The sequence below is a fragment of the Methylobacterium tardum genome (genome assembly GCF_023546765.1).
Taxonomy (GTDB): domain Bacteria; phylum Pseudomonadota; class Alphaproteobacteria; order Rhizobiales; family Beijerinckiaceae; genus Methylobacterium; species Methylobacterium tardum.
Genome location: NZ_CP097485.1, coordinates 1 through 24,281 on the forward strand (window position 1 = coordinate 1; position 24,281 = coordinate 24,281).

A 24,281-nucleotide genomic window follows, 5' to 3' on the forward strand; every position below is an offset into this window, starting at 1 on the left:
CCATCCGTGACGGCGCTGCTCTGGCGCGCCTATGGGGAAGGGAAGGTGACGGAGGCCGAGGCCGAGGCCCTGTCCGGCCTGATCGAGGGCCGAACCCTGTCTGGAAGCAGACCCAGGGCCGGACAAAGCCCTAACCCAACAGGAACCAGCGACGGGGAGGGGACAGCCGAACCCCGGACATTGGTACAGGTCGCCAGGAGGACCGTCGGCTCGCGCCCGCGCACGGATGCCTCGATGGAGCGCCGTCGCCGCTGGGCCGCCTCGGGGCGGCTCCCACCGGGGCTCGCGGCCCGGTTTACGCTGGCCGAGCAGGCGGTCCTCAGCCTCGTGGCCGCCGAGACCGTGCGCCGGAAGGACTGCCGCCTGTCCGTGCCGAACCTCGCCGCGGTCGCGGGTGTGGCCGAGACCACGGTGCGCAACGCCATCCGTGAGGCCCGGAAGCTGGGGCTGGTGACGGTGGAGGAGCGCCAGATCACCGGCTTCCGCAACGACACCAACATCGTGCGCATCATCTCGCCCGAGTGGACGGCCTGGCTGCGGCTGGTGCGGACCCGGGACCCACTATCCAAACTTGGATCGCCCGCGCCTGCCGCCGCGGCTCAGGGGGAGGGTGCAAATCCGCGAACCGCACGCCTACTGAAGTTCTCATCCTGTCAGAATCGGGGGAAACGACACCGAAGAAAGGCTGCCGAGGGGCAGCGGGCGACCTCGACGAATCAGGTCTGGTGAGAATCCGCGCGGGTGGTAGAGGCGGCCGAGCTATGCGGTGACGGTCTGTGGGCGTTCGGCACGGCGAACGACGGTCCTACTTCCCTGTCTGCCTAGCGGAGCGCTTGCTCCGTCGCGCGATGCCAGACGTGGTGGCGGTGCCGCATTGCGGACCGGCTCGCGCCGTGCGTCCGGGCGATGCGGCCTGGGACTTAGCCAAAAGGCGGGGTGAGGCGCGTCGCTAAACCTATTAAGGCTGTAAGCATCTATTTTATTGGCCAAGAATTAAGCCTTCCTGGCCAATAGAAATTATTAAAAGGCCTGTACTAGGAAGTTACCGTGCTTGAACGCCGCGCCAAATACCGTGCGAAAACAGCCCTACCCGGAAGCGCTGCCTTCACCAGGGCGACCGGTGAGACGCCGTGCGTCGTGTTAAATTTGTCGAGCCGCGGTGCCTGCGTGGCATTCGCGCCTGATGCAGATGTTCCGCGGGTGTTTGAGCTGCGGATTGGCCCCGCTCCAGAGATGCAGACGGTCAGGGTGATTTGGCGGCGGACCAACACAGTGGGCGTGGCCTTCCTGGCGCCCAGGGCGGCGCCTGACGTGATCGCCGGGTAGCCGGGCATTCAAGGCCAAGTTCGAACTGAGCACCTCCGGCGGCGTTCGTTGTAATTGTCGGAGCGCCCATGCCCGAACCTGATCAGGACAGTCTGCGCCGTGACGCACGCTGGGCTGGTGTGGGCTTACTTCGCCTGCTCGTGCCCCTGAGCCTGAGCTCTGCGGTCTCGGCGTCTATGGTGATGCCGGTGGCGCTGAACAGGTCGGGGTGGTCGAGATCTGGCATAGCGGCGGGTGCTCCTATGCGATCCCGCCGATGTAGCTGAAATGGTTAACGCTGGCCAGCGATGTTAACGCAGCGTTAAGTACAGTCTGTGGACAGTGCGGTAAAACCCTAACGATGTATGAATGGCTCTGGTTTCCCGGATGGAGTTAGCCGATCATTAATCATCCAACACGGGGATCGACGATGAGCCAACGGCTTGAAGATATTAAGTTTATGGCCACGCTCTCCCTCGTGGTCTTCGTCGGGCAGGGCTTGATGCTGTTGCTGCACTAATCGCACTCAGCTTGGTTACAAAGTGATGGCCGTAGCCCTCGGAGGGCGCGACGTGATCGACACCTTTTTGGCTCTCCTGGTTGTCGCTGTCGTTCTCGCCGTTCACGGCGTGATCAAGCTGCTTCTGATGCCTTTTCGGCTCCTGCGTGGTCTGTTCCGATACAGGTCCAAGCCGGTCCCGCTGACGGCCCGCTAACCCGCCTCTAGCATGATGCTGCCGGGCCGCGTTGCGTATCGGCTCGGCTCACACGCTGGTGAGATCGGACCCTCCCCCGCCCTGTGATCAGATCGGGGCGGGGCCGAGGGACCGGTCTCCAGCAAGGAATACGGGCATGCTGGCCAGTCGGGAGCGTGTGCTGTCAGACGACGCGCTGGACCGGCTCGCGCGCGAACTGTTCGCCGAGGTACGGGCGCAGCCGTTCCAGAAGCCGTTGAGCAAGCCCTGCGGGGACGCGACCGGCGACCTTGGCGCCGACCTTCTGGATTGGCTCCTCGACGCCAGTGACGACGCTGGCGACGGCGACAGCGGGGATTGAGCCGAACGACGTTCTACGCCCGGCCGAAGTACCGCGTGGGAACGGGCTCTTCCCAGGTCAGCTGGATCCCGGTGGGTTGAGATTTAAGCGAGCGTCCCGCGAGCAGCGCGAGGCCGATCAATGCAGCCGATCCGGCGAAGGCCACGACCGCGCACCACCAGAACACGACATCGAGCATAGCTGGACCGGGGCTCCGATTGCCTGCCGATGCTTCGCGGTGCGTGGTAAATGGCCTGTTAATGCTGCGCTTCTGCGTGAGCCGGCTCTTCGCCTGCGCCTCGACCCCTAAGGCAACGGCCTGGGCCCGGTGGGCGACGGCATCACTCATACCTGTTAAAGCAGCGCTTCCCCCTGCTGATGTGCCCGAGGCGTTCGCGACACCACACGGCGCTGTTGCAGGTGGGCACGTGACGACAGGCGGTGTGCGGGCCAGTTCCCCATGCACCGTCCGTGAAGCCTAGGCCGGGCAGTTGCGTGAGGGTCGGCGCATGCGGGGGAGCTGGACACCGCGAGGCGCCGGCCCACGGCCTGTTATTGCACGCGGTGCGCAGCGCTATTGGCGCGGATCCAGCCAGGAGCCAGGATGTCGCCGTTCTCGGTGATGATCCAAGGCTTGGCATTTTCGACGTCGATCGCCTCAGCCGCAGCGGCCAGGGCAGCGCGAAGGGTGGGGAAGGCGCGACCCTGCGCAACATGCGCCGGGGCGTGGCCGGGCCAGACGGTCAGTTCAGCCGGCTTGTCGAGATCGCTGAGCGTCATGAAAGCGCTTCTGTTGGTGGGTGGGGGCGGCGCTATGCCGAAGGCCTGCTTTGGCCGGTAGGTAGCGGCACGCCCGGTTCGTGGTCGGGTCATGCATGGCCGCGTCTTGCTGGACGAGGGATGCGGCCTAGCCGGGTTCAGGCGGTCTTTGGGCCCGGCCGGGGCACGCGCACCTCAACCATCTGTCCGGTCAGGGGATTGAGGATCAGCATGGCTGCGTGTCTCCGGTGGATGTGCCGGTAGAACGTCCCGACATGGCGGCGGGATCGGGGCGTTCCGAGCAATTGCGTGGAAGTGGTGAACCATCCGTTCACCTTAGCGCCGCGCCGGTTAAACGGTCGGCAGCGCCGCCCTATGCGTAGGGCCCGCCGAATAGGTCACCTAGGGCCTTCCGCCGGAACAGCGTGCGCCACCGCCGCCGCTGATGCTCCGGCCGGTCGTGGATCATGTGGCATCGTTGGCAGAAGGCCGCGAGGTTGGCATCCGCGTTGTTCGAGGTGTCGTGGTCCCGATGGGCTGCGGCTAGAACGACTCGGGTCCGGCGTGCCCGCCTGAGAATATCGGCATCTGCCGCCAGCCGGATCCGGCGGCCCCAGCCATCGCGCCACCGGCCGGCGTCCGCGTCCCACCAGCGGCCGTCGCCGAGGTGGTAGACCATCCGCCCGTGCGGCCGTCCGCAGCCCTCACAGCAGCCCTTGGCCCGACCGAACCGGATCACGGCTGAGAGCTGCGCCCAATCGATCGGGTAGAAGAAGCGGTGCTCGGGCCGGATCGGCATGGTGGAACTGAGAACTCGGGACGACCCAGTCTGCAGCGGGCCAGCCAATCCGTTCTGTAGCATCCTGGCCACACCCGGGAGCCAACGTGGCGGCACGCTGAAACCAAACTGCGTCTGAAATGTTGTGCCGCTCGGTCGTGTACATCGCAATGTATTTCGACAATCTAACGCGTGTTCATAGACCGTTTACTATCCTCTACCACGTCAATAGGCGGCAGTGTGTCCGTAAAACTACAGCCATTTCGTCCACGGACCGGTAGCCTTAGCGACAGATCGAAATTTGGACCTTACGTGATGACCAAGCTCCTGGCCTCGCTGGCCGCCTTCACCGCGCTGACCGCTGCCGCCTCGGCCGCCGACCTGCCGCGCCGCGCTGCTCCGCCGCCGGTGTTCACCCCCGTCCCGGTCTTCACCTGGACCGGCGCGTACTTCGGTATCAACGCCGGCTACGCCTTCGACGCCAGCAGCCGCTCCAACGGCTCGGTGTTCGGCGTTCCCGCCCCCTACGCCGCCCTCGGCACCACCGCCACCTTCCGCGATCGCAGCCAGGACGGCTTCTCGGGCGGCGCCCAGATCGGCTACAACTGGCAGCTGACCCCGGGCTCGGGCGTGGTGTTCGGCATCGAGGCCGACGCCCAGTACCTCGACTTCGGTCGCAACCGGAACAACGCCTTCATCTCCGGCGCCGTCGCCCCGGGCTACTACGTGACCGACCCGCGCGGCCTGTCGAGCCTCGACTACTTCGGCACCGTGCGCGGCCGCCTCGGCTACGCCTTCGACCGCACCCTCGTGTACGCCACCGGCGGCTTCGCCTACGGCTCGGGCAGCGCTGACCGTTCGTTCGGCGGCTATGCCGGCAACGACAGCTTCCGCACCGGCTACGCGGTCGGCGGCGGCGTCGAGTTCGCCCTGCCCACCGAGTCGTTCCTGAACTTCTTCCGCTCCTCGGCGGTGACATTCAAGATCGAAGGTCTGTACGTGAACCTGGAGCGCGGCAACCGCAACCAGGGCGCCCTGGTCGTCAACGCCGCCAACCTGGTCCCGGCCTACTACAGCCCGATCGGTCGCCGCGACGACGAGTTCGCCGTCGTCCGCGCCGGCCTGAACTACAAGTTCGGCTCGTACTAAGATCCGGTCGAGCTGCTCCCGGGTGTCTGTCCCGGGAGTTGCGGCGGCGGGCGAGGGGTAGTTGGTCCTCCTCATCGCCTTCCGCCGCCGGAGAGCAGCCGCCCGGCTGACCTTCGCATCCCCAGCCCGATCAAACTGGCCGCGAGGTCGGCGACACCCTGGGAGCACCCGCTCCTGGGGTGTTTCTTGTTTGGGTTACTGCCTGCACCAATAGTCGCCACCCCGGCGTAGCGGCTCGCTCTCAAGGACGGGTGCTAAGCCGAGCTGCCGTGAGAGGGACACGAGATCCTTTAGCCGCCCGGTCTGGGTCTTGCGGCGCAGGTTGAGCCGGTGTGTCTCAACCGTCCGGACGCTGAGGGCGAGGCGCCGCGCGACCTCCTTGTTGCTGAAGCCCGAGCTGAGGAAGCGCAGCACCTCCGCCTCGCGTGGCGTGATACCCAGGCTGTCCGCCCCGTTGCTCACCACGGACGCGAGCCGCTCCGGCGGCACCAGACACTTGGAGCCCTCCGCGAGCGCGAGCAGCGCGGCACCGAGTTCCCGCGGCGACTTCGAGCGAGCGACAAACGCGTCGGCGCCCGCAGCCAAGAGGGCGCGCAGATCATCGGCGGTGAGTGCGTCGAAGGCCACCAGCGTGCGCAGGTTGGGCTGGCGCTCCTTCAGGCCGACGATGCGGGCGATCCCGTCCGCGAGCCGGATCTCGCCGAGGAAGATCAGGGCTACCGCAGTGCCAGTATCGGCCTCAGCCAGGTCCGTTTCGCCGATCGTGTGGAACTCTGGCATGTGCTCCAGGCTGGCGCGAACAGTCGCGCTGCGGCCCTGCGTTTCATCCAGGATCAAGACGCTCACAGCCATGCCCGTGACCTCGTACCTTTCAATTCCCAGCCTGATACAAATCGACTGGGATCTGGTGCGTACTTTCAATATTCGTTCCGCACGAATTAAATAGATATTAACTATACGTAATGCGATTTTGACGTCCGTGGCCCTGATATTTGCAGTCGATGTGTCGAATTCGGACGCACCGCGCGATCGCAATTACTAGGATCGTGTCAATATGAGCAAGTTGCCTGTCACAGCCTGGTGTTCAGATTGGCGTTGGCTATCATTGCGCGCTGGTGATCTCGACACACTGCCCGCCGCTCGCCATCTTGAGCGCATGCCTGGGCAGCACGGCCAGACCTACGACCCGCAGGAGGAGCCGGCGCCCCAGGGCGGCTGGTTCCGGCTGGAGGAAAGGCCCTATCCCGAGCGGCTGGACCGGGCGTTCCGGGTGCTAGCGGCCTGCATCGGCATAGCTGCGGCCGCGGCGGCGGTCTGGATGATCGCCTTCTATGCTCAACGGCCGCCGACAGACTTGGCTGGCTACGGCTGGGCGGCGGTCCTCGTGCTGATGCTCGCCGGCCTCGCCTACGGCTTCGCCCGCGCCGTCGGCATGATCCTGGTCGGCATCTACGGCACGATGCGCGACGGATCCGAATTCGTCGCCGACTGGCGAGCGCTCCGGCACGACCTGCCCTTGCGCCGGACCCGTGTCGTGCTGCTAGAGGCCGGCCTGCTGCTCGCCTCGCAGGCCGGCGCCCTCTGGGGCCTCGCCCTCTTCGTCCGGGAGGGGCTGGCCTACGGTCTCGCGATGTTCGTGCTGATCAACGCGATGACCTATTGGCCCTTCCTGCGCCGCTGGATCCAGGGCCGGCCGTCTCGCCCCTAGAAGTGGAAATCTGATGCTTGGTACCCGTCCCTGAACGTCCGAGAAGGGTGGTTTTGCGACGGTCTGCTTTTAGCCAAGGGAACGGAAATGCAGACGGATCGCCGCCGTGCAAATGCGGTGACGTGGGCTCAGAACAGCCTCGCGTGGGCGGCCTTCTGCGCCAACTTCCGTCCGATCTCCCAGCTGATGGCGCGGAGGCTGCCGGATAAGCGGTCGCAGGAAGCTGCAACGCACCGAGCCCGCCGGAGCGGACCGGCCTCGGACGGGGCGAGCAGACGGGTCCAGAGGTCATCGCCGCCCAAGGCACACCGGAGTGGTCCGGCATCCGACGATACGGTCTCGATTTCAGGAGCCAGCAACGCCATCACAGCGTCGCGCGCGAAGGCTGTTGTGCGGTTGAGCCCACGCGCCGAAGCCAGGACGGTGATCCCTCGTGCGTCCTCCACGTCGAGCCGCTGGTGCATCACGGTAAGATCAAGCAGATGGCTGCCAGCCGGCTCGTACTTCAGCAGAGCCTTAAGCAGGTAGACCGCCGCCAGCAGGAAGGCGTCCGATGGGTTCGGCACGGGCACATGTCCGTCACCGAGCGCAGTCATCGTCCGACCTGCGAGGATGCCGCGCGTCAGATCGGGCGCGTAGCCTGCCGGATGGCGGATCGTTGTGTGAAGATCGACGGTGAGAAAGTCCGGCCTCAGCGGCTCCAGATGCTGCTCACCCATGAAGGTCCGCCAGTACAGTGTCCGACACTCCTCGTTCAGTCTGAAGTCCAGCTCGTCCAGCACGCGCAATGCCCTGGTCCGATCGGCAGCCGTGACGAGGACATCGACGTCCGTAGACATCCGGAAGAAGTAGTCGCCGTACAAGTCGTGCGTCAGAAGCGGGCTCTTAATGAAGACGTGCGGGATTCCCCCTGCCGCAAGCGCCCGAGAGAGCTGCATAATTGTATACAGCGCTGGCGCGTTCATCGACCAGATCGCTTCTCGGTAGGCGTCGATATCGGTTCGATCGGCTGGATCGCAGAGATTGAGAAGCCGGTTGTCTTCCAGCAAGCGCCACGCCGTAGGTGCCAACGCATCGCCCCGGTGAGACTGGACGCCGCAGCCTGCATAGGCACGCATTAGCAACACGGAACGCGCAACCGCCTCCTGCACGCTGTCCGCAGCCATCATGTGGCGACTACGAGGCCGGCCTCGGTCAAGCTGTTGAGGAAGGCGACGATCGTTGTGTCAGCCACATTAGGCTCCATCGCACAATCTGCGATCACACCCACCCTGATCTCCTTGATTGTCAGGGGCCGAGCCAGGATCTTCCAGATGCAAAACCCTATCTCTTCCAACCGGTAATACCTGCCGGTGCTCAGATTGACGATCGATACACCGCCGCGGAAGCATGAATATACGGCTGTGGGCGAACGGATAAACCTAACACATGCATGCTGTCGAGAACCGCAGCGCTCATCGTTTTTGCTGCCATGTGAATGGCTCCACTCATCTTGCGAATTCGACTGCGATGACGGCATGATATGATCAATAGGTCTGCCCTAAAAAACAAAATTCTCTCTAGATATTTATGTTAACTGCGTTAGCTTCGACTGAATAAAGCAGTCCAAGGTAGCAAGCGCACATCCAGGGGGAGTTGACGCTCTGCTAATTGATGAATTAGTTCCCTATCAACGCAAATCAATGAGGGGCTGAACGTGTCTGATCCCACAAGCATCGATCTGAAGACTGATGAGCAGCGCAAGCTAGAGGGGCGTCGTTCGGCGCTGAAGGCGATGGGCGCCGTTGCGGCCTATACAGCGCCTGTGCTCTTGGCGACGTCGATCCCGACCCGAGCCGCTCGTGCATCTGGCAGCACGTCCAGCAGCGCCGGGGGCGGAGGCGGCCTACCATTCGAATTCTCTGGTCCGGCGGGCACTCCGACCCCAGTAGTAATAACTGGTCCGGTCCCTTCGCCGACCCCCATAAAAATAACTCCTTGATTAGTTGCTTCAGATCAGCGTGACCGCCGAGGACCAATCAACCAATCTCCAGGCCATTGGTTTTGACCTGGACGACGGTGTCGTGGTCCTCAACCGCACGACGGGCCGGCTTCAGGCCCTGAATGGGACGGCCGGCGCAATCTGGAAAGCTCTATACGCTGGGCTCGACGTATCCGAGGCGGCGGACTTCATAGCCGAGACTTACGCGATCGGGCATGATCGGGCACGGACCGACGTCGATCAGGTGGTCCGCTGGATCGCTGAGGTTCATCGGGCCGGCAGTCCGGACGTTGCACTGGTAGACGCGATCCCGGCAAACGACGCGCTCGAAGCGGCGGCCATCTACGATCTCGGTGACACCCGCGTCGCCGTGATCGGACCACCCTCCGAGGTAACCCGCCACATCGCGATCGTCCTATCGCCACACCGGGCGAGCGGCAGCACGGACGCGATCCCCATCGTTATCAGCGGCGGTCACGATCGCCATCCGTTCATTCTTCGTGTCGCAGACCGACTGCCACTCACCTTTGACTTGGCAGAGGAAGCGATCGGTGCAGTTTTCCAGGCCATCCTGGAACTCAGGAACCCGAACATCCGCTGGCTCGCGATCCTGCACGGCGCGAGCCTGTCGTTGCACGGCCACGGCATCGTGCTGTCGGCGACCAGCGGGAGCGGCAAGAGCACGCTGACTGCGGCGCTGGCGCGGCGCGGCTTCGCGTACCATGCCGATGATATGGTCGCCCTGGCGACGCCGGACGGGGCGATCGTACCTTGGCCTGCGCCGCATAGTCTCAAGCGAGGCTGCTGGTCGGTCCTGGCCGGGGCTTTCCCAGAGCTGTCGTGTCAGCCCATCCACACACATGCCGGACGCGACCTTCGCCTGATCGCGGCCGACCGCGCAGCGTGGGACCACCCTCTGGTCTCATCGAGCCTGATGGTGTTTCCCCGCTACGATGCGGCCGCGACTGCGGCGATCAATTCCATCACACCGATGAATGCCCTCGTCAGACTACTGGAGGATCGCTTGTTTCTCGGCCATCCGGTCACGGCCGAGGCTGTCGAGAGCTTCTTGAACTGGTTGGTTCGCATCCCGGCCTACGACATCGTCTATCCCGATACCGACGCGGCAGAACGCATCCTGCGCGATCTCCTGGCTGGCCTCGATCCGTAAGCGATCAATCCGCCGCGAACCGGAGCGGCATCGATGTCCGCTTATGGGGATCAATGAATCCGCCTTCTATGTCCAAGTCGAGTCGGAAGCGGGCGGCACTAAGCGCCAGATTTCGGCCCCTAGCGACCCCGCGGGACCAGCGCTGATCCGAGCAGGCCGCCGGCGAGCCCCGCAGCCTGTCCGGCCGGGAAGGCATAGGCCGGAAGCGTCGTCGCCGCTCGCGGAGCGCCGCCCTCGAACGAGCGGGCCGCCCGTGCCCCCGCCAGATTGGTCCGCGCCGCCTGCTGACCCGCACGCGCTCCGTAGGCCGCCAGCGCGCCGACCGGGCCGCCGATCTTCGCACCCGCGGCCGCCAGGACCACGTTCAGCACGTTGTTGGCGATCTTCGCGGCCCGCCCGCCATCCGGCATCCGCTTCCCGCGCGGGGACTCCGTCAGTGCCAGCACGTCGGCATAGCGGCGCATCATGCCCCGCTCGCCCTGGGAGAACAGGGTTTCGGCCAAGCCCTTCCCCTCCCCATTGATGAAGGACCGGATCCGGTCCGCCTCACGCCGCGGCGACAGGGCTGGCGTGGCCTCCCCGTGCTGGACGAGGCGCAGCCACGCTGCCTGGCGCAGGTTCGCCCATTCCGGGCTGTCCGCCCCGAGGTACTGCTTCAGCCCGCGCCCGTAGGCTGCCTGACCCGGCCGAGCGCCCGGGATGCCGGAGCCGAACAGGTCGCCGAGCACCCGGTTCGGGTCGTACCCGCTGCGCGCCACATCCTGGACCCAGCCCGGCACCGAGGCGCGGGCGTCCTCGGCCTGCCGGATGCCGGTGCGGAAGGTCTCCAGGCCCCGGCGCTGCTCGGCCGTCAGCACGCGGCTCGCGAGGTCTCGCCCCTCACCCCGCAGCAGGTAATCGAGCGAGCGCCCGACGTCCCGGCCTTCGAGGTATTTCCCCATGGTGGCCTGCTGCACGGCCTGCCACGCCGGGCTGTCCTCGCCCACGGTCGACTTGATCCGGTCGAGGGTTTCGAGCTGTCGCCCTGTGACGCGCCCCGAGGGTCCACCGAACAGCATCGAGGCCACCTCGTTCGGCGAAGCTTCCTGCTCGACGATGCGCTGGAGGTTGCGCCCGGCCACGTCACCCGGCCCGCGCGGGGCGAACGCCTGCCGGTAATCCCGGAACAGGCCACGCGCCCGACGCATCGCATCCGAGGGACCGGTATCCCCGAGCGGGAAGCCGCCGGATGCCGGAGCCGCGCCCGCCTCGAACGGGGCAGACTCCGGCACGGCCGACACGCGAGGGTTCGGCGCCTCGACCGGGGCGTGCCCCATCACAGCCGCTTCGTACGCGTCCGCGCCGGTATCGTGCTCGCCCCGGAACAGGCGCTGCGCCGCGTCGCCGAGGTGCGTCGGGTCGATGTCGCGCGGGTGGTAGCCCACCTCGACCAGATCGTCAGCCACCTGCTGCCGGAAGGGCGCCAGACGCTCGGCATAGGCCGCCGACTGGTCCGCAATCCGGCCGCCCACGTCGGCTGGAGCGCCACCGCGGGACAGGTCCGCGAGGCGGTAGACCGGCTGCCCGGACCGCTCCAGGCCGATCAGGTCGTGCACTTCGTCCCCGATCCGGCGGGAGATCATGCCGTCGGCACTGTCGGGGCGAAGGAACCCCTCGCTCGCGAGCTGATCGCGGAAATCCTCGATGGGCCGGCCGTTGCGCCGCCCGAGCGGCCCGAATGGGGTCATCACCCGGCCGAGATCCGCCGCCCGCGCATCGTCGCCGAGCGCAATCCCGCCGTTCCGGGCGAGGTAGTGGGTCAGCGGCTCGGATTTGCCCGTAGGAGCCCCGCCAGCGGCAGGGAGCGTGGCCGCGGCGTCAGGCGTAGCCGCCATGCCTCGGAAGCCGTCCGCCGCCTGCCCTGCGGCCTGCGCGGGCGCCTGCTGACCGAACAGCCCGGCGTCCATCGCGTCGTGCAGGTGATCGCCGAAGTGGCCGAGGATCTGGTCCATGGCCCGCCGGTCGGTGGCGTTCTGACCGGTCGAGCCGCGATAGGCCACGAGGCGCTTGCGCAGCTGGTCGACCTGCTGGAGGTTCGGCCCCTCGCCCGGCGCCAGGCCGAAGATCCCCGGCAACTGGTCGAGGTCTGAAATCGCCCGGGTGGCCGAAGGCGTCAGCACGTCGCCGATCGGCACCTCGGCGCCGAGCCGGTCGCGCACCCGCGTGCCCATGCGGTCGAGGGCACCCGGCGCGAACGTGCCCGGGATGGCTGCCACCTCGTCGTAGCCCTGCCGGTAGGCCGCCTTCGCCTGACCAGCCGCGTCACGGATCCCCTGCGAGGCCAGCCCCGCCGCATCGAGAGTGTCGGACGGCAGGCCGGACCCGCGCACGGCTTCAAGGGCCTGGTCGGCCCGCTGCTGTGCTGCGCCACCGCGGAGCATGGCGTCATCGCCGATCCGCCGCGCCGCGTCCGCGACAGCCTCGCCGGCCACCTGCGGGTTCTCGATGCGGGGGAACGAGCCTGCGATGGTCCCGGCTAGCCGGTCACGCGCCGCCGCGACAGCATCCGCCTGCCGCGCGTCGAAGGCCTGCGCCGCCGCCTGCGCCTTCTGGCCATTCGCGCCGGCTGCTGCGCCCTGTTCCACCGCCATCGCCGCGGCGTCGCCGGTCGCCTGACCACGAGACAGGGGGATGCCGAATTCGGCCGCCTGCGCCTCACGCACCGCACCGGGCGAGACACCCTTTGCCGTGAAGGTCGATTGGATGTGCCCGATGAGCTCGGGCGGCAGGGCGCTCGGGTCGAGCCCGGCATCCCGCAGAGCGGCTACCGCCTCGGGCGAGAACCCATCCGCGGTCTTGATGGCGCCGTACCCCAACCGAGACGCCAGAGGCTCCAGGGCGCGGCTCGCGGTGCTCACCACTACCGGCGCCAGCCGCTCGATGGCGGGCCCGAGCGTCCCGCCGGCCAGCGCGCCGACACCGCCAGCGATGCCAGCCTTGAGCGGATCCTTCGTGTCGATCGCCTCCGCGGCCGCGCCGTACAGACCGCCCGTGGCCGCATACTGCCCAGCCCGAGCGAGACCACTGGCGGCAGGAGCCCCGGCCAGTTCGGGAAGCAGCGGCGCCGAGGCGATCGCGCCCGCCACCGTGCCGGCGATGGTCGATTTCGGGCTTTGGCGCGCGTGGGCGTCCCGCAGGTCCGCGAACCGCTGATAGTTCTCGCCGAAGGTGCGCGAGCCGTCGCCGTAGCCGGAGACCCCCATCTTCCCGAGAACCGTCGCGGCCCCGGCCGCAGCATTGCCCGCGAGGTTCAGGCTGGCCGCCTGCCCCGCCCCAATCAGGCCGGCGATCGCGTCGTTCTCGGCCGACGGCTTGCCGATCACCTCTTCGTCCGCCTTGGCCCGCAGACCGCGACCGAGCGCCGTGTCCTCCCCGGTCTGGCTGGCGAACCGCTGCGGGGCCGAGTGGTCCCCTGCGATCCGGTCCGCGAGCGAGGCCGCCCCATCTCGCCGTCCCGCTGGAGCGGCCTGCACGACCGGCGCGCCGGCCTTGAACGCCTCGAATTCCGCTGGGTCGAACCAGCCGGTCGGCAGCTCCGATGTCGGCGGCATCGAGGCCGGTGCGGCCTGCGTCTTGAACGCCTCGAACTCAGCAGGGTCGAAGGTCTCGGCCATGGCTCAGTACCCCTCCTGCCGCATCCGCGCGAATGCGTCGGTCTTGGACATGCCGCCCCGGGTGAGGGCCTGAAACCGGGCTGCCGGAGCCACGCTCTGGGGAGAGGCGGTCGCCGGCTGCGGGGCTTGCTGCGGGGCCTGCTGCCCACCGCCGACGGTCGGGAGGCCCTGCGCACCCATCGCCCGGGTGAACTGGTCCCGCATCCCCTTCAGCGTGGTCAGGCCGGTCTCGGGCGAGGCCGCATCGAGGCGCGGCAACGTCATGCCGAGCAGGCGACGCTCGCCCTCCGTGATGGCGCCCTGCCCCTTCATGCTGATCTGCGCCTTCAGCAATTCGAGATCCTTCGCGGCCGCCTCGTAGTCCTGCCGGTCGATCTCGTTCTGGCGGCCGAACGCACCGGCGATCATGCGGCTCGGCCCGGAGGCTGAAATCGGCCCGATGCCGCCGTTCTGAGCCAGACGCTCGTAGGCACCCTGCGCCCGGTCGAGGACCGGCATGGCGTTGCTGGCCTGGAGGGCACGCTGGGAGGCACCCTTCTGCTCGGCCGCGGCGCCCTTGGCGAGCTCCTTCCGGAAGGTCTCGGCATCGACACCGGGTGGCACGTCGGAGTTATCCGTGACCGCGACCCGGGGCGGGTTGTCGCCGAAATTCGGATCCTTCCAGGACTTGGTCGCCGGGTCGAAGACGCGATCCACTTTCGAGCCGTCCGACAGGGTGAAGCTTTTCACGTCCGGGTTCTGGTTGCGGTTCATGAAGTCGGCGAGGCTGCCCACGAAGCCGCCCTTGAGCGCTTCCTGGTAGTTCTTCACCTCGGCGGTGCGGTCGTCCTTGCCCTCGTCGTCGGCGAACACCTTCGCGCCCGTGTCAGCGAAGCGCGGCACGCCGTTCGAGTCCGTGCGGATGTCCCGGCCGGCGTTCGGGTTCTGCATCTTGGCGATCGCCGCCGAGACCAAGGAGCTGTTGCTGGCGCCGCCCATAGCCTGCTCGTCCGACAGGTTGGGGAAGGCTTGCTTGATCAACGTGGCATTCGCGCCGAGCGCGCCCTGCTCCTGGCGGGCCTTCCCGGCCTTCAGGGCATATTCGGCATCCGCCAGCCGCGAGGCCTGCTGCTGCGTTCCGACCCGGCTGGCAGCCGAGAAGGCGTTGCCCAGGCCCTCACTCCAGTTCCGGCCCGAAGCGATGCCGCCGCCGAGCGCCATCAGGTAGTCGCCCAGCCCGGCATCGCCGGCCCGCTTGAGCAAGCCGCCCAGATCGAAGCCACGGTCATCGGCCGGCGAGGCCCCCACCTGCGGGCCGTTGGGCTTGCTGGCCGAGCTCGCCGGTCCTGTCAGCGCGGGCACGCCGGTCTCGACCGTACCCGCCGGCGGGGCGGCGGCGCTGGAGCCGAATTCCGGCGGCCGTGCGGGCGGCTTCGGCACGGCGCGCATTGTCGGCAGATTGGCGCTCAGCTCGTCCTCATCATCGGCCCCCGACGGCGCAGCGGGGCCGAGAGTGGTCACGGGCTTGGCGGTCGGCGGGATCCCGGCGGGCGATCGAGCGCCAACGAGCGAGGGCGGCTGTGCGGGCTGCTCGGGCTGCGGCGCCGGCATCTGCGGAGGCTGCATGCCGAGCATGCTCGGCGGCTGGCCCAGCACGGGCCCGAGGAGTGTCTGCGGCGCCTGCTGCGGCATGGGCTGCCCCGGCATACCCGCGGAGGCGGGACCGGCGCCCGGCTGCCCCTGGAGTGCCTGGAGGAGGGTGGCCAGCTGGTCCGGATCGAGACCGCCGGGGAACATCGGCGCGCCGGCGCCGAGAGGGATACCATCAGCCACGGTCGAGCCTTTCAGGATTGAGGAGCGGGAGAAAGCGGGCGGCCACGTCAGGCGCAGCCATCACAGGCGGCGACGCAGCCGAGGCCCATCAGGGCAGCGCCGACCGCTTTCACCTGCGCGTCGAACTGTTGGACCTGAGCGAGAAGAACCAGGGCGTCGCCGTTGGCTTCGAGGTGAGCCACCACGTGACTGCTGGTCTCGTAGATCGCCCGGAACGCGGCCAAGAGGTCGGCGGCGTAGCGCTCGCCAAGCTGATCACGCGGGCTGAGCTCGGGGACGGCAGGTAAGGGCAGGGCTTCCGGCAGGTCGGCCGCGCGCACGATCACCGGCCAGCGCCTTCCGAGACGGAGCGGCGGTCGCCGACGGCTCGCAGGGCGCGTTCGGCAAGGGTCCGCCGCGTCCATTCGGCCGGGTTCAGGCCCTCGCGGTCGGCCGCGGCGCGGATCTGCTCCCGGAGGCTTGATGGCATGCGGACGCGGATCGCATCGTGGAACCGCACGCCGTCGTCAAAAACAATTCCGCCGACCATAACCCGCGCTCCCGCTCGATTTCAGGAGCGAATGTAGCGCGTTTAACTGCTCGTTGCACCAGCATCTCGCCATGAATACTGGCGCATCATGTGCTTGTGGGCGCATAAAGTCTTTGCAGTGCGATCCTGTGCACTCAGTTGCGCGTTTTTTCCGTCTTCGTGCTGCGCTTTGGCTTCGCCGCTTCGGCAGCAGCGGTCAGTGAGCGCGCTGCCTCTTCGTGATCACTGGGGATCAATCCCAGCACCATCGCTGTCTGCAGCAGCGACAAGCCCGGGTTGGATGGAGCGTTGCCGTAGAGCGCGGCCCGCTGCCCCGCCACGATCCCTTCGGCAATTTTAGCCATCCGCTCCTCGACCTTCGCTTTTGCCGTCTTGTCCTCGGGATTGAGCAAGTCGGCCAACAAGCCCGCCGGTTGAGGAAAATGCTCTTCAAGGATGACCTTGAACGCGGACGCAAGACCAGCCCGAGACAGGTAGCTCGGCACTCCATCCTTATCGAAGTCGATTGTTGCGAACACAGAAACCAGAGCCCGGATGACGAGGCTCGACTTGGCCTGGTGTGTCGAGATGTTCAGAAGCCGCTCGTTCACCGGGTCGAAGAGGCTTTCCAGTCGGAACTCAGCCTCTTGAGCCAGCGACCTCCCGGAGGCTTCGGCGGCTGCTTCCAGCCTCGCCCGAAGGTCATTCGTCACGCGCATGTTCAGCGCGGCCTTCTTGCCCTCGTCGCCCTCGACCCTTCTGGACATGTGCGCCCCACTCATACGAACACATAGCGTGCATGCAGCCCTACACTGAACACCTTGACGGCGCAATCCGACTGTGAACACAATGCGTGCACATCCGGCATTGCTCTGTGCTTTGCCGTGGCTCTCACGCAGTGCGGAGGCTCAGCAATGCCTAAGGTGAACGAGATCCTGGAGCGAGCTCGTCAGGGCAAAAACGTGAAGGTGCCGCCGCTCGCGGAGGCTGTCGGCCTCTCGGTAAACGGCTTCTACGCCGCCTGTCGCCGCGGAGAGATCGAGACCATCCGCATTGGGCGCGCCGTCATGGTGCCCGGCCGGGAAGCTCTTCGGCTGTTGAGCGCGAACGAACCCGCCGCCGCCTGACCCCGCGCCCTCGGCGGGGCGATCCCCCGCTGGCCGGATCAACCCGCGCCGAGCCGGCCGGCGCTCAACACAGGATTACCGACACCATGAACGTGAAAACCCCCGCCGGTGGCACGGCGAGGGCTTTCGGAGATGTCGCTGTTGGCACGGCTGACACCTCTGATTTAGCACCTCGCACCTCTCAAATCCAGATTGAGATCTTACGGCACCGCTACAGGCTCAGCCCTGCGGTAGCCGCCGCGACTGCGGCGCTGATCTACCCGCCTCGCGAGCACTGGAGCGTCCAATGACGGCGCCCGGCAACCGCCCCCCGCCCGCCAGCTTCGACAACACCGGTCGCGCCACGAACACCATCGCCGCCGCCCTGCCCCGGCAGCGACGCCGGGTCATGCAACGCGTGGCCGCGGACGCAGAGCGCATCACGGATGCCGATCGGAAGTTCTTCGAGCGGTTCCCGCACCGGACCTATCGTTACCGCCGCGCGGGGCACCCGGAGATGGTGCAGTTGGAGGCCGTCTACGGCGCGTCGATCTTCACCGAAGTCGGCACGGTCCCCTTCATCTTGATCAAGAACCTCGCGCCGGGCGTCCGGATGCGGGCCTTCCTGCCGGGGCCAGCGGACGAGGATGGCAGCACCGCCACCGAGACGGAACTGGCCGCCCTCTGGCACGACCACTGTCGGCGCTGCCCAAGCGTAGCCGAGCGTGAAGCGCAGCTTCAGGTGGCGATACGGCTGCCCGGCGGCCCCCTGTTCGAAGGGGGTGTCTGATGGGTGTCGTGGTCCCCTTCCCGAACTTCGGAGGTGCAGCATGACGGCGCACGCTTATCCGTCAGAAACCGACCTGCGCCTCGCCCTGCGCGAGAACGGCTACGACCCCGTGCCCGTCTCCAGCCCGAGCATGAATATCGCGTCGGCCGGCAAGCGGCCGGTCATGCCGGCCTGGGAACGCAAATGCCTCAATGCGTCACCGGATGAGATCCGGCGATGGGCGGTCCGCTACCCCGACAGCACCAACACCGGCTTGCTCTGCAGCCGACTTGCGGGTGTCGATATCGATGTGCGGGAGCCGGAACTAGCAGCGGCGATCGCCGGGCGGGCGCGCGACATGCTCGGGCATACACCGCTAGTCAGGATTGGCCGCGAGCCAAAGCTGCTACTCGGCTACCGGCTCGCGGTTCCGCTCGACAAGATCCAAACCCCGGCCCTGCACTTCACCGACGATCCGAAGGAGAAGGATACGAAGGTGGAGGTGCTGTTGCGGGGTCAGCAGTTCGTCGCCTTTGGCAATCACCCCGAGACAGCCGCGCCCTACCGTTGGACCGACGAGTCGCCGCTGACCGTCGACTTTACCGACCTGCCAGAGACCACCGAGGATGCGCTGCATCAGTTCGTGGCCGAAGCCGAGCAGATCCTGCGAGAGGCCGGCGCGGCAACGAGGCGCGAGCGCAGGCAGGGTGAACGGGCCCGTGAGACCAAGGGCCGGAAAGTGGGCGGCTTCGGGTTGCACGAGAAGCCGGACCGCGAGACCGTCGCCGACGCCCTGCGGAGTATACCCAACGACTTCGACTATGACGGTTGGATCCGCATCGGATACGCCCTCTACCACGGGCTCGGCGAGAGCGGCCGCGACCTTTGGGAAAGCTGGTCGGCCACCTCGCCGAAGGACGATGCAGCCCACACCGCACAGAAATACTCGGCCTTCGCACAGGGGCGCAGCATCACGGTCGCCACCTTGTTCTGGCACGCCGCCGAGAATGGGTGGAAGCGATCCGGCTCCGGCCGGTCCGGCGCCCCGAAGAAGGATCGCGCCGAGCGCCGCGCCAGCGCCGACCCGGGCGCTGAGCCAAGCAACGAGGCCGACGGCCGGCCCATCGTGCGGTTCGTGGCAGGCAAGGTGCCCGAGGCGGTCGACCGCATGGAGGCGCTGCTGCTGGAGGCCGGCGTTCAGATTTACTCGCGCGCCGGCGCCCTGGTGCGGCCCGTCATCGACGAGGTACCGGCCGCCAAGGGCCGTATGACCATGGTTGCGCGCATGTCGCCGCTGGTGGCTGTCAGCCTCGCCGACATGGCCGCCCGCATCATGCGGATCCAGAGATACGATGGCCGCGCTGAGGACTGGCTGGACATCAATCCGCCGGCCGAGATGACCCTGACGCTGCTCGCCCGCGAGGGACAGTGGCGGGTGCCGCCAGTTGCCGGCATCATCACCACGCCGACGTTGCGTCCGGACGGATCCCTGCTCACCGCGGCCGGCTACGATCCCGCAACCCGGCTCTACCTCGCCCATGATCCCGGCTTCACCATGCCGGATCTGACGGAGCGGCCGGACAAGGGCGAAGCGGCCGCTGCCCTCGCATTCATCGAGGCGCTGCTGGTCGGCTTCCCGTTCGTCGGGCCGGTCGACCGCGCCGTGGCCCTGTCGGGGATCCTGACGGCCCTGGTGCGCGGCGTGCTGCCGACGGCGCCGCTCCATGCCATCCGGGCGCACAGCCCCGGCACCGGCAAGAGCTTCCTAGTCGACCTCGCCGCTGTGATCGCCACCGGCCGCCGCTGTCCGGTGATCGCCGCTGGCAAGACCGAGGAGGAGACCGAGAAGCGCCTGGGCGCCCTGCTGCGCGACGCCGTGCCCGTCGTGTCGATCGATAACGTGAACGGAGAACTTGGCGGCGACATGCTCTGCCAGCTCACGGAACGCCCGCTGGTCCGGGTCCGGATCCTCGGCAAATCGGAGGCGCCGGAGCTGGAGTGTCGGTCGACAACCTTCGCCACCGGCAACAACCTCGTGCTCACCGGCGACATGACCCGCCGCGCGGTGATCTGCTCCCTCGACGCCGAGATGGACCGTCCCGAGCTGCGGGATTTCAGCTTCAACCCGATCGAGCGCGTGATGGCCGATCGCGGAGCCTTCGTCGCCGCCGCGCTCACCGTGATCCGCGCGTACCAGGTGGCTGGCTCGCCGACAGTCTGCGGTTCGCTTGGGTCCTACGAGGACTGGTCCGCCATGGTGCGTTCGCCGCTCGTCTGGCTCGGCCACGCCGACCCGGTCGTGAGCATGGAGACCGCCCGAGAGGAAGACCCGGAGCTGTCCGCGATCCGAGAGCTGCACGAGCACTGGCGCGCGCACCTGAAGCTCTCCAGCGGCTACACCACAAACATCATCATCAGGACCGCTTGCGACCGAGAACTGGCCAACGCCTTTAGCGGACCCGGCGAGTTCAAACTGGCTGAGTTCCGCGACCTGCTGCTGCGGCAGGCCGGCGACGGCGGGGCGGTGAACAGCCGCCGCCTCGGCAAGTGGCTGTCCCGGATCAAGGGCCGCGTGGTCGACGGCCACCGGATCGAGATGAAAGCCGACGCCAGCAACGGCAACCGCTTCTCACTCTGTCGTGTCAGCGGAGCTGACGATTTTCCGGGCGGTCGGGCCGTTGACGGCTACCGGACCCACTCAGAACCGGAGTTCTGATGCGCGCGCCAGGTCAAATAGGGGTTTCAGGGCTTTTAGGGGTTTGTTTCATCCCAACGCGAGCAACTGTCAGTGAATTTTGGCCCGGGCGTAAACGCACACCCGCAAGCGCATGGGTGTGCGTACATGACAGTTTACGGGTAGCGGCTGAAACGGACCCCTCAAACCCCGCAAACCCCTATTACGCCTGCCGGGGGTGTCCATGAACCTCTTCGCGAAACTCGCCCTCGCCCGCGAGATCGCCCAGGCCGAGCAGGCGGTCCTGCGCCTCCTCGGCGGCATCGAAACCGGCGTGGCGACCGGCAGGACGGCTGAGGCCTATCGGAGCGCCATTCGCCGCCATGGGCGCACCATCCTGGACGCTGGCGGCCCTCAGGCGCTCGCGGCTGCCATGGACCGGATCAGCGACGTGCCCGGCCGCCGGGACGAGCGCAGAGCCGTGCTCACCAAGCTGTGGGCCGATCTTGAGGGGATCCGCGAATGACCGCCCCAGCACCCAACCCCCGCCTGGCCGACCTTACGGCCACCGCCCGCGCCACGCTGAGCGACATCTACAGCCGACACGAGCACGTGTTCCTGGGGTTCTCGGGCGGCAAGGACAGTCTCGCTCTCCTGCACGTGTGCGAGCCTTGGCGGGATCGCGTGACCCTGCTGTGGTCGAACACCGGCTACATGGCCGCCCACATGGCCGCGTTCGTCCGCGGGCACGGAGAGCGCTGGCGCCTCGTCGAGGTCTCGCCCGAGCGCGACATGCTCGACGATTGGTCTGAGCACGGTACGCCCGTCGACGTGGTGGCGATCGGGCATCTTGAGGGCCTGGACTGGAACTCGCCGCGCGTGAGGCCGTGGCCGTTGTGCTGTCGGCAAAACCGCATGGCGCCGCTCGTCGCCTATCTCGCGCGGTTCGAGCGGCCCTGCGTCCTCCTCAACGGCCAGAGGCAGTCCGACAAGGGCACCACCCCCGAGCGAATGGCCGAGATCATGTCGAGCAACGTCACGACCGCGATGCCGCTCTGGGCCTGGAGCACGTCAGACGTGCTGACCTACCTCGCGGCACACGCCATTCCGCTCCCGCCACACCATGGCGTGTTTCAGGGATCGATGGAGTGCGCTGTCTGTCCGGCTGACCTGAAGCCCGGCCGGTTGCGCGTCCTGGATCGGTTCGAGCCGCACGCCGCGGCCTTCGTGCGCTCTACCGCCCGCATCTCGCTCGGCTTCGTGGCCGCTAGGACGCGAGAGATCGAGGCCGTGCTGGCCGAGACTGCCCCGCCGCCCCCGGAGCTTCGCCCATGCAGGCCGATGTCGAGCGCATCACCGGCAGGCACTGACCACAGGAGGCACAGCACATGACCCGAGATGAATTCGACCTGCGTGAGGCCGCCGCCTTCGTGATCACGCCTGGCGGCATGGCGAACCGGCCGACGCTCATGGGCTGGACGGACGGTCCCGCCTCCTCCCTGCCGCTGGAGGTGCGCCGAGACATCGCCAGCGGCGTGCGCATGGCCGCGACCGCCAAGGGGGTTCAGGCCGAATTGGACACCGGCGCGCGCAGCGGGATCCGGCCGTCTGGGTCCGGGCCCGGATGGCGCTGTTGATCGAGCGGCTGGAGGCATTGGACACCCCTTCCGATGCCGTCGAGCCTTTGGGGGCCGTCGATCGCCTTCCCGAGCCCGAACAGCCGCAGCCTCGCGCGCCCGCGCATACGGGGCGCGAAATTCAGACTCCCGCGGCGGTCGATCAGCCTAAGCACCCCGGCAGCAAGCAGGAGCGGGCTCGCGAGGCCGTCCGCGCGCTACTCAGCACGGGAGTCAGCAACCGGGAGATCGCCCGCCGTGTCGGCGTCTCGCCCTCGACCGTGGCGGCCGTCCAGAAGGCGGTGGCCGAGAGCGCCCAAGTTGAACAGCTTGGTTGAAGCCGAGCCGGAGCGGGCTGGCCGCCTGGATGCGAGGGCCATTGCTCCTGTTGCTGTCAGTCGGCCGCTCGCCCCGCCCCGGTCCACGGATTTCCGGCCTGACTGTCTCGGAAAATTCCCCGCGTGACCGCCTGAGAAAATACCCGGCCGCCCTCGCGTACGCGCACGCGCGAAAGGACTGTCAAAACCCGTAGATCGCCGGTGCCCTGTCCAATCTGGACACCGGTGCGCCGACCGCCATCCTCTCGGATCGCCCCATCGGCGATCAGGCTGGCGACCTGGAGGCCGCCGACGCGCTCGCGAACTGGGAGCGCTGGGTCGCGGAGGGCAAGGCCAGCGTCCGCAACGGCGTGCTGTACCTGATCAGCCCAGAGATGACCGCCGACGAGTGGGCGGCCCGGTTCGTCACCGAGCACTGAACAGGAGGATCGCCTATTAACCATTTGGTATTGTTGAGGAAGTATGAGGCGCCATAGCTCGAGGTGGCGTCATGCGTGTTTTGCTGGTCGAAGACGATGCCACCGTCGCGCAGAGCATCGAGCTGATGCTCAAGTCCGAGAACTTCAACACCTACACCACCGACCTCGGGGAAGAAGGTGTCGATCTCGGTAAGCTCTACGATTACGACATCATCCTCCTCGATCTGAACCTGCCTGACATGTCGGGTTACGAAGTGCTGCGCTCGCTGCGCGTGGCCAAGGTGAAGACCCCGATCCTCGTGCTCTCCGGCATGAGCAGCATTGAGGACAAGGTGAAGGGCCTCGGCTTTGGGGCTGACGACTACCTGACCAAGCCGTTCCACAAGGACGAGCTGGTGGCGCGCATCTACGCCATCGTGCGGCGGTCACAGGGCCACGCTCAATCGATCATCACCATGGGCGATCTGGAGATCGACCTCGACGAGAAGATGGCTTCGGTGAGCGGCAAGCGCGTTCCGCTGACCGGCAAGGAGTACCAGATGCTGGAACTTCTCGCGCTGCGGAAGGGCACGACGCTCACCAAGGAGATGTTCCTCAACCATCTCTACGGCGGCATGGACGAGCCCGAGCTGAAGATCATCGACGTGTTCATCTGCAAGCTGCGCAAGAAGCTCGCGAATGCCAGCCAGGGCAAGAACTACATCGAGACCGTCTGGGGCCGTGGCTACGTGCTACGCGAGGACGCTCCTGAGATGCGAGCTATGGCGAGCTGAAGATCAGGTTGCACAATAAAAACCGTATAGTGCATTGATTTTCTGAGTTCGTAGCACACATTGACTGCTTCTCTAAAGCAGGTGCGCCGTGAGCGAGATCGCAGAAGTAAATATGGATCAAGCTGTTAACTTCACTCAGCTAGCAGCCGATATCGTCTCGGCGTACGTGTCGAACAATCCCGTCCGGCCTGCCGACCTCCCAGAGCTGCTAGGCAGCGTCCACGCCGCGCTCTCCGGGCTGAACCAGGGTGGCGAGAACGCCACTGCGCCTGTCGAGAAACTCACATCCGCTCAGATCCGGAAATCGATCACCCACGACGCGCTGATCAGCTTCGAGGACGGCAAGCCCTACAAGACGCTGCGCCGTCACCTGACGATCAGGGGCCTCACACCCGAAGCCTACCGTGAGAAGTGGGGCCTACCGCGCGACTACCCGATGACCGCGCAGGCCTATTCCGATCAGCGCTCCAAGCTTGCCCTGTCCCTTGGACTCGGACAGGGGCGTCGGAAGGCAGCTCCAAAGTCTGCTGCGGTTGCAGACAGCGTCTCCGAGAAGCCGAAGCGGGCCGGCCGGCCGCGGAAAGTCTGAAAGCCTCCTGGGTCGTAGCCGAAGCAGGGGCGCCCTCTGTGCTTCCCCGAACGACCGCTACGGCAGGCGGCGCCCCCGGACCATCCAGGCACCACGCGGGTCGGCGTGGGCGATCTGAGGGCGTCTCTCTACGGCAAC

General features: G+C 66.9%; 26 protein-coding genes. 15 read left to right on the top strand and 11 right to left on the bottom strand.

What is annotated here, in order from left to right:
* Nucleotides 1–234: 234 nt before the first annotated feature.
* From M6G65_RS33850 to M6G65_RS33105, 3 genes are all read left to right on the top strand, one after another.
* Complete coding sequence (locus M6G65_RS33850; protein WP_347710514.1) at nucleotides 235–729, top strand: hypothetical protein; 495 nt, start codon at nucleotides 235–237, stop codon at nucleotides 727–729.
* Nucleotides 730–1,047: 318 nt separating this feature from the next.
* Nucleotides 1,048–1,326 (top strand): PilZ domain-containing protein, encoded by a 279-nt coding sequence (locus tag M6G65_RS34180; RefSeq protein ID WP_373323950.1) that lies wholly within the window; start codon nucleotides 1,048–1,050, stop codon nucleotides 1,324–1,326.
* 831 nt (nucleotides 1,327–2,157) lie between these two features.
* Nucleotides 2,158–2,361 (top strand): hypothetical protein, encoded by a 204-nt coding sequence (locus M6G65_RS33105; protein WP_238200106.1) that lies wholly within the window; start codon nucleotides 2,158–2,160, stop codon nucleotides 2,359–2,361.
* Between the two features lie 13 nt (nucleotides 2,362–2,374).
* Here M6G65_RS33105 and M6G65_RS33110 read toward each other — a convergent pair whose 3' ends face one another.
* From M6G65_RS33110 to M6G65_RS33120, 3 genes are all read right to left on the bottom strand, one after another.
* Nucleotides 2,375–2,539, bottom strand: coding sequence for a hypothetical protein (locus M6G65_RS33110; RefSeq protein WP_238200104.1), 165 nt, complete (start codon nucleotides 2,537–2,539; stop codon nucleotides 2,375–2,377).
* Between the two features lie 353 nt (nucleotides 2,540–2,892).
* Nucleotides 2,893–3,120 carry a hypothetical protein gene (locus tag M6G65_RS33115; RefSeq protein WP_238200103.1) on the bottom strand — a complete coding sequence of 76 codons (228 nt, stop codon included), beginning with the start codon at nucleotides 3,118–3,120 and terminating at the stop codon, nucleotides 2,893–2,895.
* A gap of 352 nt (nucleotides 3,121–3,472) precedes the next feature.
* Nucleotides 3,473–3,898, bottom strand: coding sequence for a hypothetical protein (locus M6G65_RS33120; RefSeq protein WP_238200101.1), 426 nt, complete (start codon nucleotides 3,896–3,898; stop codon nucleotides 3,473–3,475).
* A gap of 294 nt (nucleotides 3,899–4,192) precedes the next feature.
* On the opposite strand from M6G65_RS33120, the gene M6G65_RS33125 reads away from it, so the two are divergent.
* Nucleotides 4,193–5,026, top strand: coding sequence for an outer membrane protein (locus M6G65_RS33125; RefSeq protein ID WP_250104345.1), 834 nt, complete (start codon nucleotides 4,193–4,195; stop codon nucleotides 5,024–5,026).
* 195 nt (nucleotides 5,027–5,221) lie between these two features.
* On the opposite strand, the gene M6G65_RS33130 is transcribed toward M6G65_RS33125, so the two are convergent.
* On the bottom strand, nucleotides 5,222–5,878 hold the full coding sequence (locus M6G65_RS33130) for a LuxR C-terminal-related transcriptional regulator (RefSeq protein ID WP_250104353.1): 657 nt from the start codon (nucleotides 5,876–5,878) through the stop codon (nucleotides 5,222–5,224).
* 304 nt (nucleotides 5,879–6,182) lie between these two features.
* Between M6G65_RS33130 and M6G65_RS33135 the strand changes: the two genes are divergently transcribed.
* On the top strand, nucleotides 6,183–6,734 hold the full coding sequence (locus tag M6G65_RS33135) for a hypothetical protein (protein WP_250104346.1): 552 nt from the start codon (nucleotides 6,183–6,185) through the stop codon (nucleotides 6,732–6,734).
* A gap of 128 nt (nucleotides 6,735–6,862) precedes the next feature.
* Here M6G65_RS33135 and M6G65_RS33140 read toward each other — a convergent pair whose 3' ends face one another.
* Complete coding sequence (locus M6G65_RS33140) at nucleotides 6,863–7,783, bottom strand: nucleotidyltransferase family protein (protein ID WP_250104347.1); 921 nt, start codon at nucleotides 7,781–7,783, stop codon at nucleotides 6,863–6,865.
* Between the two features lie 116 nt (nucleotides 7,784–7,899).
* A complete protein-coding gene (locus M6G65_RS34185) occupies nucleotides 7,900–8,253 on the bottom strand; it encodes a PqqD family protein (protein WP_373323935.1) in 354 nt (117 codons plus the stop codon).
* A 481-nt stretch (nucleotides 8,254–8,734) separates the two neighbouring features.
* Here M6G65_RS34185 and M6G65_RS33145 point away from each other — a divergent pair, with 481 nt between their 5' ends.
* Complete coding sequence (locus M6G65_RS33145; RefSeq protein WP_238199978.1) at nucleotides 8,735–9,886, top strand: PqqD family peptide modification chaperone; 1,152 nt, start codon at nucleotides 8,735–8,737, stop codon at nucleotides 9,884–9,886.
* A gap of 119 nt (nucleotides 9,887–10,005) precedes the next feature.
* On the opposite strand, the gene M6G65_RS33150 is transcribed toward M6G65_RS33145, so the two are convergent.
* The 5 genes from M6G65_RS33150 to M6G65_RS33170 all read right to left on the bottom strand — a co-directional run bounded on the left by M6G65_RS33150 (nucleotide 10,006) and on the right by M6G65_RS33170 (nucleotide 16,626).
* Nucleotides 10,006–13,539 carry a hypothetical protein gene (locus M6G65_RS33150; RefSeq protein ID WP_250104348.1) on the bottom strand — a complete coding sequence of 1,178 codons (3,534 nt, stop codon included), beginning with the start codon at nucleotides 13,537–13,539 and terminating at the stop codon, nucleotides 10,006–10,008.
* A 3-nt stretch (nucleotides 13,540–13,542) separates the two neighbouring features.
* The gene (locus M6G65_RS33155; RefSeq protein WP_250104349.1) at nucleotides 13,543–15,351 is read right to left on the bottom strand and encodes a hypothetical protein; all 1,809 of its coding nucleotides are present in this window, start codon (nucleotides 15,349–15,351) and stop codon (nucleotides 13,543–13,545) included.
* Between the two features lie 47 nt (nucleotides 15,352–15,398).
* A complete protein-coding gene (locus tag M6G65_RS33160) occupies nucleotides 15,399–15,677 on the bottom strand; it encodes a hypothetical protein (RefSeq protein ID WP_238199975.1) in 279 nt (92 codons plus the stop codon).
* A complete protein-coding gene (locus M6G65_RS33165; protein WP_238199974.1) occupies nucleotides 15,674–15,820 on the bottom strand; it encodes a hypothetical protein in 147 nt (48 codons plus the stop codon). Before M6G65_RS33165 ends, M6G65_RS33160 begins: the two co-directional genes overlap by 4 nt.
* 194 nt (nucleotides 15,821–16,014) lie before the next feature.
* The gene (locus M6G65_RS33170) at nucleotides 16,015–16,626 is read right to left on the bottom strand and encodes a TraY domain-containing protein (protein ID WP_238199973.1); all 612 of its coding nucleotides are present in this window, start codon (nucleotides 16,624–16,626) and stop codon (nucleotides 16,015–16,017) included.
* Between the two features lie 156 nt (nucleotides 16,627–16,782).
* Between M6G65_RS33170 and M6G65_RS33175 the strand changes: the two genes are divergently transcribed.
* From M6G65_RS33175 to M6G65_RS33215, 9 genes are all read left to right on the top strand, one after another.
* Nucleotides 16,783–16,986 carry a helix-turn-helix domain-containing protein gene (locus M6G65_RS33175; protein ID WP_238199972.1) on the top strand — a complete coding sequence of 68 codons (204 nt, stop codon included), beginning with the start codon at nucleotides 16,783–16,785 and terminating at the stop codon, nucleotides 16,984–16,986.
* 286 nt (nucleotides 16,987–17,272) lie between these two features.
* Entirely contained in the window at nucleotides 17,273–17,755 is a 483-nt protein-coding gene (locus tag M6G65_RS33180) for a hypothetical protein (RefSeq protein ID WP_238199971.1), read from the top strand.
* Nucleotides 17,756–17,795: 40 nt separating this feature from the next.
* On the top strand, nucleotides 17,796–20,450 hold the full coding sequence (locus M6G65_RS33185; protein ID WP_250104350.1) for a PriCT-2 domain-containing protein: 2,655 nt from the start codon (nucleotides 17,796–17,798) through the stop codon (nucleotides 20,448–20,450).
* 202 nt (nucleotides 20,451–20,652) lie between these two features.
* Nucleotides 20,653–20,934 carry a hypothetical protein gene (locus M6G65_RS33190; protein ID WP_238199968.1) on the top strand — a complete coding sequence of 94 codons (282 nt, stop codon included), beginning with the start codon at nucleotides 20,653–20,655 and terminating at the stop codon, nucleotides 20,932–20,934.
* Nucleotides 20,931–21,800 (top strand): phosphoadenosine phosphosulfate reductase domain-containing protein, encoded by an 870-nt coding sequence (locus M6G65_RS33195; protein ID WP_238199966.1) that lies wholly within the window; start codon nucleotides 20,931–20,933, stop codon nucleotides 21,798–21,800. The genes M6G65_RS33190 and M6G65_RS33195 overlap by 4 nt, the downstream gene beginning before the upstream one ends.
* Nucleotides 21,797–22,045, top strand: coding sequence for a hypothetical protein (locus tag M6G65_RS33200; protein ID WP_250104351.1), 249 nt, complete (start codon nucleotides 21,797–21,799; stop codon nucleotides 22,043–22,045). Before M6G65_RS33195 ends, M6G65_RS33200 begins: the two co-directional genes overlap by 4 nt.
* The gene (locus M6G65_RS33205; RefSeq protein WP_250104352.1) at nucleotides 22,033–22,362 is read left to right on the top strand and encodes a helix-turn-helix domain-containing protein; all 330 of its coding nucleotides are present in this window, start codon (nucleotides 22,033–22,035) and stop codon (nucleotides 22,360–22,362) included. The genes M6G65_RS33200 and M6G65_RS33205 overlap by 13 nt, the downstream gene beginning before the upstream one ends.
* A 490-nt stretch (nucleotides 22,363–22,852) precedes the next feature.
* Nucleotides 22,853–23,554, top strand: a complete 702-nt coding sequence (gene ctrA / locus M6G65_RS33210) for a response regulator transcription factor CtrA (protein ID WP_238199962.1) — start codon at nucleotides 22,853–22,855, stop codon at nucleotides 23,552–23,554.
* 112 nt (nucleotides 23,555–23,666) lie between these two features.
* A complete protein-coding gene (locus M6G65_RS33215; RefSeq protein ID WP_238199983.1) occupies nucleotides 23,667–24,143 on the top strand; it encodes a Ros/MucR family transcriptional regulator in 477 nt (158 codons plus the stop codon).
* Nucleotides 24,144–24,281: the final 138 nt, after the last annotated feature.